The sequence below is a fragment of the Streptomyces sp. NPDC055013 genome, assembly GCF_053608645.1.
In genome coordinates this window covers 132,759-142,285 of the sequence record NZ_JBSGVW010000028.1, presented here as the reverse complement: position 1 = coordinate 142,285, position 9,527 = coordinate 132,759, and the positions used below count along the sequence as shown (strand labels likewise).

Sequence of the window (9,527 nt, the reverse complement as noted above, 5' to 3'; positions counted from 1 at the left end):
TGGTTCATCGTTCGACTTGCATGTGTTAAGCACGCCGCCAGCGTTCGTCCTGAGCCAGGATCAAACTCTCCGTGAATGTTTACCGGTAATCCGGTGCACACCACGAGAGCGGAACAGCCAGGCGGAATAAGCCCGGCCGTTCACAGCGTCCTCGCTGTGTTTATTTCAAAGGAACCTCGCCACCAGAACAAAACGTTCCGGTAGACGGGGTATCAACATATCTGGCGTTGATTTTTGGCACGCTGTTGAGTTCTCAAGGAACGGACACTTCCTTTGTACTCACCCTCTCGGGCTTTCCTCCGGGCGCTTCCCTTCGGTCTTGCGTTTCCGACTCTATCAGATCCTTTTCTCGATCCGATTCCCTGTCGGCGGGATGCCGTAAAGCTTTGGGCTTTCGCCCGTCGGCCTTTCGACATTCACTACGTTAGCCGATTCCCTCGCCCGATTCATAATCGGGCTCTGCGCAATCGAATTCGGGCATGCGGGCACGCCGGAATCGACCCCGCTTAGGGGTTCTCCTAGGTAGTGGGTTGGCCGCTCCGGCTGCTGACTTCGCAGTACCCGGTTCAGCGGCTCGGGCTACGTTACGCGCCTCGTATGGGCGCGTCAACTTCGGCGACGCCTCGGGGCGTGGGCCCGATAGGGGCTCACTGTGGGGTCGTTGGCGATCCAGTAGCGCCAGGGGTGGACGTCACCGTTTCCGCCGTCGCCGGCCACGCCGGTGCGGGGTCCGTTGCGTACCTGGTCGGAGGGGGTCGGTGTACCGGCCAGGATCCTCAGCGGGGTCTCGCCGGAGGCGCAAGCGTCCGTGCCGTCCAGGGCGCGGTCCACGTCCAGGGCGGTCGCCAGGCGGGCCGGGCCTTTGGCCAGTTCCTTGTCGTTGCGGGCCGAGAGTCGACGTGTGCGGGCGAGCTCGGCGCCCTCGACGATCTCGCCGGCGCGCAGCAGGACCGCGCTCGCCCGGCCGTCGGGGCCGCACACCAGGTTCATGCAGTGCCACATGCCGTACGTGAAGTAGACGTAGACGTGTCCGGGGGGACCGAACATCACGTCATTGCGGGGCGTGCGGCCGCGATAGGCGTGGGAGCCGGGGTCGTTCGGGCCGTCGTAGGCCTCGACCTCCGTGAGGCGGAGGGTGATCGGACCGTCCGGGGTGCTGCGCACGAGGATGCGGCCCAGGAGGTCGGGGGCGACCTCGAGGACGGGCCGGTCGAAGAAGTCCCGGGGCAAGGGCGTACGGTCGGGGGTCGCGATCATGCCGTCCGAGGGTAGTGCAGACGGGTGGTGGCGACGGGGTGGTCAGGGGGCGTGCGGCTTGCCAGGGTGGGAGCCCGGAACCGGCCACGGCCGGATCGCGTTTGTAGGGATCAAGGGATCCACTCTGAAAAGAGGAGAGTCATGGCGTTCAAGAAGCTGCTCGCGAGCCTGGGGGCCGGCGGGGCTTCGGTCGAGACGGTGCTGACTGAGGTCAACGTCGTCCCGGGCGGTGTCGTCCAGGGTGAGGTGCGGATTCAGGGCGGGTCCGTGAACCAGAACATCGAGGGCCTGTCCGTGGGCCTGCAGGCACGGGTCGAGGTCGAGGGCCAGGACTCGGAGTACAAGCAGGACATCGAGTTCACGAAGATGCAGCTCGGTGGTGCCTTCGAGCTGCAGGCCGGGGGCGTGCACGCGGTGCCCTTCGGGCTGGAGATCCCGTGGGAGACGCCGGTCACGACGATCGACGGTCAGACGCTGCGCGGCATGAACATCGGTGTGACGACGGAGCTGGCGATCGCGCGGGCCGTGGACTCCACCGACCTGGACCCGATCAACGTGCACCCGCTGCCCGCGCAGAAGGCGATCCTCGACGCCTTCATCCAGCTGGGCTTCCGCTTCAAGAACGCGGACATGGAGCGCGGCCACATCCGCGGTACGCGGCAGAAGCTGCCGTTCTACCAGGAGATCGAGTTCTTCCCGCCGCAGCAGTACCGCGGGATCAACCAGGTCGAGCTGAGCTTCGTCGCGGACGAGCACACGATGGACGTCGTCCTCGAAATGGACAAGAAGCCGGGGCTGTTCAGCGAGGGCAGCGACACCTTCCGATCCTTCCAGGTGGGTCTGCGCGACTTCCAGGGGACCGACTGGGCGGCGTACCTCAACCAGTGGCTGTCCGAGGTCGGCAGCAAGCGCAACTGGTTCTAGGCTCGGAACTGCTGATTCCACCGGTTCATCAGGAGGTATCGAAGTGACCGAGCTCAAGCGGCGGCCGCTGCCCCACGACTTCCATCCGCCTGTGCCGTCCTTCACGGTCACGAGCGAGGACGTCGAGCAGGGCGGGACCCTCAAGGACGCTCAGGTCCACGCGGCGGGCAACACCTCGCCGCAGCTGCGCTGGGAAGGCTTCCCGGCCGAGACCAAGAGCTTCGCCGTGACGTGCTACGACCCCGACGCCCCTACGGGCAGCGGGTTCTGGCACTGGGTCCTCTTCGACATCCCGGCCTCGGTGACCGAGTTGCCGGCCGGTGCGGGCAGCGGCAAGTTCGAGGGGCTGCCGGAGGGTGCCGTACAGGCGCGGAACGACTATGGGTCCAAGGAGTTCGGCGGTGCCGCGCCGCCGCCCGGGGACGGGCCGCATCGCTACGTGTTCACGGTGTACGCCGTGGACCAGGAGAAGCTCGGTCCTGACTCGGACGCCAGTCCGGCCGTCGTCGGCTTCAACCTGCGGTTCCACACGCTCGCGCGTGCGCATGTGATCGCCGAGTACGAGGTGCCCGCCGAAGCCTGACGTTCATGGAACGTTTGCCCGCCCCCGGTCATGGAAGTGATCGGGGGCGGGCATTTTTTATTTCGTTGTCCATCTCGGCGTGCCCGGCCAGAGTTGATCCCAGCCCGCCACGGGGTGGGCTGCTGCACACGGGAGGTGGGCTGGTCATGCGGGACACGCTGGTACTGAACGCGAGCTTCGAGCCGCTGTCGACGGTGACGTTGAACCGAGCCGTCGTTCTGGTGCTTCAGGACAAGGCCGTCGTTGAGCAGGCCCACCCCGAACTGCGCATGCGCGGAGCCGCGGTCGACATACCCGCGCCCCGGGTGATCAGGCTCTGCAGGTATGTACGGGTGCCGTTCCGAAGACAAGCGCCATGGTCGAGGCGGGGTGTGCTGGTGCGGGACCGGCACCGGTGCGCGTACTGCGGGCGCAGGGCCACGACGGTGGACCACGTGGTGCCGCGGTCGCACGGTGGGCAGGACACGTGGCTGAATACGGTCGCCTCGTGCGCCGACGACAATCATCGGAAGGCCGACCGGACGCCTGAGCAGGCGGGTATGCCGTTGCTTCGGGAGCCGTTCGAGCCGACGCCCGCCGATGCGATGTTGCTGACGCTGGGGGCCGACGAGTTCGCTGCGCTGCCGGATTGGCTGGCAACGGACGCGGCCTGACCATTCGCCGGGGGCCTTGAGTTGTTCGTCGGCTGCCGATCGTCGGGGGCTGGTCGCGCAGTTCCCCGCGCCCCTCAAAGCCTTTGGGGCTCGCCTTCCTTGGAAAGCGAGCCCCATCGTCGTACGGCCGTACGCGTCTCAGTCGATCGACGGCTTCTCTCGGCGTTCCGTTCCGGTGCCGGAGCCGCCGTTGCCCGAACCCCCGCCCAGGCCGCCCAGGTTGCCCATCGCGCCCGACAAGCCCTTGAGGGCGTCGCCGATTTCGCTGGGGACGATCCAGAGCTTGTTGGCGTCGCCTTCGGCGATCTTGGGGAGCATTTGGAGGTACTGGTAGCTGAGGAGCTTCTGGTCGGGGTCGCCGGCGTGGATGGCTTCAAAGACCGTGCGGACGGCCTGGGCCTCGCCCTCGGCGCGCAGGGCGGCGGCCTTGGCCTCACCTTCGGCGCGCAGGATCTGGGACTGCTTCTCACCTTCGGCGGTGAGGATCGCGGCCTGGCGCGTACCTTCGGCGGTGAGGATCGCGGCACGCTTGTCACGGTCGGCGCGCATCTGCTTCTCCATCGAGTCCTGGATGGAGGTGGGGGGCTCAATTGCCTTGAGTTCGACGCGGTTTACGCGGATGCCCCACTTGCCCGTCGCCTCGTCGAGGACGCCGCGCAGGGCCGCGTTGATCTCCTCGCGGGAGGTCAGGGTGCGTTCCAGGTCCATGCCGCCGATGATGTTGCGGAGCGTGGTGACGGTGAGCTGCTCGATCGCCTGGATGTAGCTGGCGACCTCGTAGGTGGCGGCGCGGGCGTCGGTCACCTGGTAGTAGATGACCGTGTCGATGTTCACGACCAGGTTGTCCTGGGTGATCACCGGCTGGGGCGGGAACGGTACGACCTGTTCGCGCAGGTCGATGCGGTTGCGGATGGTGTCGATGAACGGGACCACGATGTTGAGGCCCGCGTTGAGTGTCCGCGTGTAGCGGCCGAAGCGCTCGACGATGGCCGCGCTGGCCTGCGGGATGACCTGGATCGTCTTGATCAGGGCGATGAAGACCAACACCACCAGAATGATCAGGACGATGATGACCGGTTCCATGGTCTTTCCCCGTACCCCTTCTCCGCCGCGGCTTTTCCGCAGATCTTATGGTTGTTGAAGATCTTGCTGGTCGAGTCTGACAGACCGTCGCGGAACTCGCGGCGGGTTCGCGCCAGTTACGTCGTGCGAGGTCACATGACGATCGCCGTGGCCCCCTCGATGTCCACGACGTCCACTTCCTGGCCTACTTCGTAGGCGCGGTCGGTGTCGAGAGCGCGTGCCGACCAGACCTCTCCGGCGAGCTTGATCCGGCCGCCGGAGGCGTCGACGCGCTCCAGAACGACGGCCTGTTTGCCCTTCAAGGCCTCGATGCCGGTGGCGAGTTGGGGCCGCTGTGCGCGATGTCTGTTCGCGATGGGCCGTACGACGGCGATGAGTGCGGTCGACACGACGACGAAGGACACGACCTGGACGACGGCGTCACCGCCGAAGATGCCGGCCACCAGGGCGGCCGCGACGGCGCCCACCGCCAGCATGCCGAGTTCGGGCATCGCGGTGATCACGAGCCCGATGCCGAGCGCTGCCGCGCCGATCAACCACCAAACCCACGCGTCGATTTCCACATGGTCATGGTAGGACCGCGGGCCCGGTCGCGGACAGGGCGCCGATCGTTTGAAAAGCCGTTCTTACCGGGGTTTTGCGGGGTGAAGGACCGGGTCAGGACAGCGGGAGGCCCTGTGCCGTCCAGCGGTCGCCAACCTGTTCGACGACGAGCGGGAGGCCGAAGCAGAGGGAGAGGTTGCGGGAGGTGAGTTCGAGCTCGAGCGGGCCCGCGGCGAGGACCTTGCCCTGACGGATCATCAGGACATGGGTGAAGCCGGGGGCGATCTCCTCGACGTGGTGCGTGACCATGATCATGGAGGGCGCGATCGGGTCGCGGGCGAGGCGGCCGAGGCGGCGTACGAGGTCCTCGCGGCCACCGAGGTCGAGTCCGGCGGCGGGCTCGTCGAGGAGGAGCAGCTCGGGGTCGGTCATCAGGGCACGGGCGATGAGGGTGCGCTTGCGCTCCCCCTCGGAGAGGGTGCCGAACTTGCGGTCCACGTAGTCGCTCATGCCGAGACGGTCGAGGAAGGCGCGGGCACGCTGCTCGTCGATGTCGTCGTAGTCCTCGTGCCAGCCGGCGGTCATGCCGTACGCGGCGGTGAGAACGGTCTGCAGGACCGTCTGCTTCTTGGGCAGCTTGTCGATCATGGCGACGCCGGCCGTGCCGATGCGCGGACGCAGTTCGAAGACGTCGGTGCCGGGCTTGCCGAGGGTCTCGTCGAGGATGGAGACGGTGCCCTGGCTGGGGAAGAGGTAGCTGGAGGCGAGGTTCAGGAGGGTGGTCTTGCCGGCGCCGTTCGGGCCGAGGATGACCCAGCGCTCGCCCTCCTTGACCGACCAGGAGACCTGGTCCACCAGAGCCCGGCCCTCGCGGACCACGGATACGTCCTGAAGCTCCAGAACATCGCTCATGAGCGCGTTGTCTCCCCTTGCAGTGTGACCGGTCTCGGCGTCTCGGCGTCTCGGTGGTCGCGTGCGCCTGTGGGCGCAGCCCTCAACGAAATCTACGCCACCGGTCGGGCGCTTCATTCCATCGGTCCGGTCCTTAGGGTGGGGGCATGCTCTCGGAACCACGTTCAGGACGTCTTGCGGCTTGGGGAAATGCCCTTTTGGCCGGACTTGCCTCACCGGACGACGCTGTGCTGGAGATCGTCGGGGACGATGCCGTGCACAGAGTGGAAGGGCTGCCGGGTGAGTCGGCGCCCGTCGGGCTCACGCTTGCGCTGGGCCGGCTGCGGGCGCTCGGGGTCAGCGGGCTGCGGGTCGCGCTGCCCGCGCCGGGGCATCCGCTGGGGCTGAGCGGGCCGCCGGAGTTCAATGCGCGGGCCATGGATGCCGAGGAGGCGGTGATCTGTCACGGCGCCGCGTTCGGGCTGGTGCCGGAGATGTACGAGGCCGGGCCCGATGGTGATGAACATGTCGAGGTCGTCTGGCATGTGCTGCCGGTGCGGGAGGCGCCTCCTGCCGATGTGCCGTCCCTGGGCGAGGCCGAGCGGGAGCTGGCGGAGGCTCTGCGGGAGGCGACCGAGGTGCTGTCGCGGCTGGATGTGGCCGGATCGGGGCCGGTGGCCGAGGCGGCGATCGATGCGTACCGGGCTCGGGCCGAGCGGGGGCGGGAGGCTTTGGCGCCGGGGTATCCGCCGCGGGCGGTGCGGGTGCTGGAGCTGGCGCAGCGGGTGGGGTTGTTGATCTCGCTGGCCTATACGAACGGGCACGGGGGTGCGGTGAGCTCCGCTGAGATGGGGGCTCGGGCTGAGGCCCTGCGGCCGGTGGAGCGGGTGGCTCGGCGGGCGCAGGTCGCTTCGTACAACGCGTATGTGGAGGAGCGGGAGCGGGGCGTGCGGTGAGCGTCCGCTGGGTGTGGCCGGCGTTGGTGTGACCGTCCGCTGTTGGTGACCGGCGTTGGTGTGACCGTCCCCTGGGGGCTCCGCCCCCAGACCCCCCTTTTCGGCCCTGAACGGGCCTCGTCCTCAAACGCCGGACGGGCTGGATTGTGTCGGCCTGCGTTGGATTGTGCCGGATCCTGCGCCAACCAAGGGTTCCGAAGCCCGCGCCGACAAACAGACCGGCCTCCCGGGGTGGGGCCGGGAGGCCGGAGGTCACTGCTTGCTGCGGGTGGGCGTCACTTGTTGACGGCCAGGTTGCCGAAGGCCGGGTTCAGGATGCCGACGACGTTCACGCTGTTGCCCGCGACGTTGACCGGGATGTGAACCGGGGCCTGGACGAGGTTGCCCGAGGCGACGCCCGGGGAGCCCACGGCCTTGCCGTCGGCGTGCGCGCCGTCGGTGGCGGAGGCCATCCCGGCACCGGCGGCCAGCAGGCCACCCGCCACCATCGTCACGGCCGCTGCCTTCTTCAGGTTCTTCACTTTCAAGCCCTCCTTGCGATTGCCGCGGCAGTCGCCGCAGCACGCACTGGAGAACGGTGGAGATCCACGAAGGATGCGCCATCCGGGGGACATTCCCACGACGGTATGAATCTCAGTCCGGAGCGGAACCCTCCGTATTGCCGTCCGTCACGTCCTGCGCAGAGCGTTTCAGCCGGTCACGCCATGGCGTACGGCCCACAGGGCGGCCTGGGTGCGGTCCGCCAGGTCGAGCTTCATCAAGATGTTCGAGACGTGTGTCTTGACGGTCTTCTCGGAGAGGACCAGGGCCCGTGCGATCTCGCGGTTGGAGCGGCCGTCCGCGATCAGGCAGAGGACCTCGCGCTCGCGGTCGGTCAGCGACCCGGCTCTCCCCTGCCCCGAGTTGGCCTCCTCCTGGGACAGCAGGGCGCCCGCGACCTCGGGTTGGAGCAGGATGTGCCCGGCGTGCACGGAGCGGATGGCGCCGGCCAGGGCGTCCGGGTCCACGTCCTTGTAGACGTAACCGGCGGCTCCCGCGCGCAGGGCGGGGATCACCGTGCGCTGTTCGGTGAAGCTGGTGACGATCAGCACGCGCGCGGGGTTGTCGAGTTCGCGGAGCTTGCGCAGGGCGTCGACGCCGTCCATGCCCGGCATCTTGACGTCCATCAGCACGACGTCGGGCTTGAGTTCCTCGGCGCGGGCCACTCCCTCGGCGCCGTCGGCGGCCTCACCCACGACCTCGATGTCGTCCTGTACTTCGAGGAAGGTGCGCAGGCCCCGGCGGACGACCTGGTGGTCGTCGACGAGCAGCACCTTGATTGCGTCAGCCACCGGGGACCTCCATCTCGATCACGGTGCCCTTGCCGGGCGCCGATTCCACGGTCAGCGTGCCGCCGACGCCGCTCGCCCGGTCCCGCATGGAGACCAGGCCCAGGTGGCGCCCGGCGCGGCGTATCGCCTTCGGGTCGAAGCCGCCGCCGTCGTCCGTGATGCGCAGTACGGCTCCGCTGCCGCGCCGGTCCAGCGTCACGTCGACGTGCTCGCCGCCGGAGTGCCGCAGGGCGTTGTGCAGGGCCTCCTGGGTGACGCGCAGGACGGCCTCCTCCTGGGCGGAGGGCAGGGCCTTCACGCCGCGGCCGGCGAAGGTCACGCGCGCGGAGTGGGCGCGGTCGAGGACCTGGATCTGGGTGCGCAGGGTGGCGACGAGGCCGTCCTCGTCGAGGGCGGCGGGGCGCAACTCGACGACCGCGGCGCGCAGTTCGTCGGCGGCCTCGGCGGCGAGCGCGGCCACCTGGTGCAACTCGCCCTTGGCGCGGGACGGGTCACGGTCGATCAGGGCGGCCGCGGCCTGGGCCGTGAGGCGCAGGGAGAAGAGCTTCTGGCTGACCGCGTCGTGCAGTTCGTGCGCGAGGCGCGAGCGTTCCTCCGCGATCGTCAGCTCGCGGCTGCGCTCGTACAGGCGGGCGTTGGTGAGGGCGATCGCGGCGTGCTGGGCGAGGATGCCGAGGAGGTCCTCGTCCTCCTCGGTGAACCCGCAACTGCCCTCCGGCTTCGGGCAGTTCTTGTTCGCCAGGAACAGCGCGCCGATGACCTCGTCGCCGTCGCGGATCGGCAGGCCCAGGAAGTCGGACATGTCGGGGTGCGCCGATGGCCAGCCCTCGAAGCGGGGGTCCTTGCGGACGTCGGCGAGGCGCTCGATCTCGGCCTCCTGGAGCATCGCGGCGAGGATGCCGTGCTGGCGCGGGAGCGGGCCGATGGCCTTCCACTGTTCGTCGCTGACTCCGTCGACCACGAACTGGGCGAAGCCGCCGTGGTCGTCCGGGACGCCGAGCGCCGCATACTGCGCGTCGAGCAGCTCGCGGGCCGAGGCGACGATCGTCTTGAGGACGTCACGCACCTCGAGATGCCTGCTCATGGCCAGCAACGCGGAGCTCACCGCGGCGAGGCCGGACCTGGGGCCTTGACTCATGCCCTCACGTTACCGGCGGGGTGTGACAGTCGGATCGGACCTGTGGCGGCGGTCGGCTAGGGCGCCGGTCCTAGTCCTCTGGTCCCCCGATCAGCGGCGTAGGGCGAGCGGCCCCCGGTGCGGCTTAGGACGAAGGGACCCGCGGCTTTGCGGCCCGCGTCCGAGGCG

Annotated in this window: 11 protein-coding genes and 1 rRNA gene; 4 read left to right on the top strand and 8 right to left on the bottom strand. The window is 68.5% G+C overall.

From position 1 onward, the window contains the following. Positions 1 to 76 (bottom strand): 16S ribosomal RNA (locus tag ACWGDB_RS29650); the annotation flags it as partial. 530 nt (positions 77 to 606) lie between these two features. Further along, positions 607 to 1,257: a DNA-3-methyladenine glycosylase gene (locus ACWGDB_RS29645; RefSeq protein ID WP_427841735.1), complete on the bottom strand. Its 651-nt coding sequence runs from the start codon at positions 1,255 to 1,257 to the stop codon at positions 607 to 609. 141 nt (positions 1,258 to 1,398) lie between these two features. Here ACWGDB_RS29645 and ACWGDB_RS29640 point away from each other — a divergent pair, with 141 nt between their 5' ends. From ACWGDB_RS29640 to ACWGDB_RS29630, 3 genes are all read left to right on the top strand, one after another. Then, complete coding sequence (locus ACWGDB_RS29640; RefSeq protein WP_453825236.1) at positions 1,399 to 2,181, top strand: sporulation protein; 783 nt, start codon at positions 1,399 to 1,401, stop codon at positions 2,179 to 2,181. A gap of 43 nt (positions 2,182 to 2,224) precedes the next feature. Further along, a complete protein-coding gene (locus ACWGDB_RS29635) occupies positions 2,225 to 2,764 on the top strand; it encodes a YbhB/YbcL family Raf kinase inhibitor-like protein (protein WP_453825235.1) in 540 nt (179 codons plus the stop codon). Positions 2,765 to 2,910: 146 nt separating this feature from the next. Beyond that, positions 2,911 to 3,417 carry an HNH endonuclease gene (locus ACWGDB_RS29630; protein ID WP_453825234.1) on the top strand — a complete coding sequence of 169 codons (507 nt, stop codon included), beginning with the start codon at positions 2,911 to 2,913 and terminating at the stop codon, positions 3,415 to 3,417. 138 nt (positions 3,418 to 3,555) lie between these two features. Here ACWGDB_RS29630 and ACWGDB_RS29625 read toward each other — a convergent pair whose 3' ends face one another. The 3 genes from ACWGDB_RS29625 to ACWGDB_RS29615 form a co-directional block, all read right to left on the bottom strand. After that, positions 3,556 to 4,500 carry an SPFH domain-containing protein gene (locus tag ACWGDB_RS29625; RefSeq protein ID WP_328882571.1) on the bottom strand — a complete coding sequence of 315 codons (945 nt, stop codon included), beginning with the start codon at positions 4,498 to 4,500 and terminating at the stop codon, positions 3,556 to 3,558. 131 nt (positions 4,501 to 4,631) lie between these two features. After that, complete coding sequence (locus ACWGDB_RS29620; protein WP_383597553.1) at positions 4,632 to 5,063, bottom strand: NfeD family protein; 432 nt, start codon at positions 5,061 to 5,063, stop codon at positions 4,632 to 4,634. 94 nt (positions 5,064 to 5,157) lie between these two features. Next, entirely contained in the window at positions 5,158 to 5,955 is a 798-nt protein-coding gene (locus tag ACWGDB_RS29615; RefSeq protein ID WP_383597550.1) for an ABC transporter ATP-binding protein, read from the bottom strand. A gap of 146 nt (positions 5,956 to 6,101) precedes the next feature. Between ACWGDB_RS29615 and ACWGDB_RS29610 the strand changes: the two genes are divergently transcribed. Then, complete coding sequence (locus tag ACWGDB_RS29610) at positions 6,102 to 6,890, top strand: hypothetical protein (protein ID WP_453825233.1); 789 nt, start codon at positions 6,102 to 6,104, stop codon at positions 6,888 to 6,890. Between the two features lie 275 nt (positions 6,891 to 7,165). On the opposite strand, the gene chpE is transcribed toward ACWGDB_RS29610, so the two are convergent. From chpE to ACWGDB_RS29595, 3 genes are all read right to left on the bottom strand, one after another. Beyond that, positions 7,166 to 7,411: a chaplin ChpE gene (chpE, locus tag ACWGDB_RS29605; RefSeq protein WP_328428681.1), complete on the bottom strand. Its 246-nt coding sequence runs from the start codon at positions 7,409 to 7,411 to the stop codon at positions 7,166 to 7,168. 168 nt (positions 7,412 to 7,579) lie between these two features. Continuing rightward, positions 7,580 to 8,221 carry a response regulator gene (locus ACWGDB_RS29600; protein ID WP_453825232.1) on the bottom strand — a complete coding sequence of 214 codons (642 nt, stop codon included), beginning with the start codon at positions 8,219 to 8,221 and terminating at the stop codon, positions 7,580 to 7,582. After that, positions 8,214 to 9,359 (bottom strand): GAF domain-containing sensor histidine kinase, encoded by a 1,146-nt coding sequence (locus ACWGDB_RS29595; RefSeq protein WP_453825231.1) that lies wholly within the window; start codon positions 9,357 to 9,359, stop codon positions 8,214 to 8,216. Before ACWGDB_RS29595 ends, ACWGDB_RS29600 begins: the two co-directional genes overlap by 8 nt. Positions 9,360 to 9,527 lie beyond the last annotated feature (168 nt).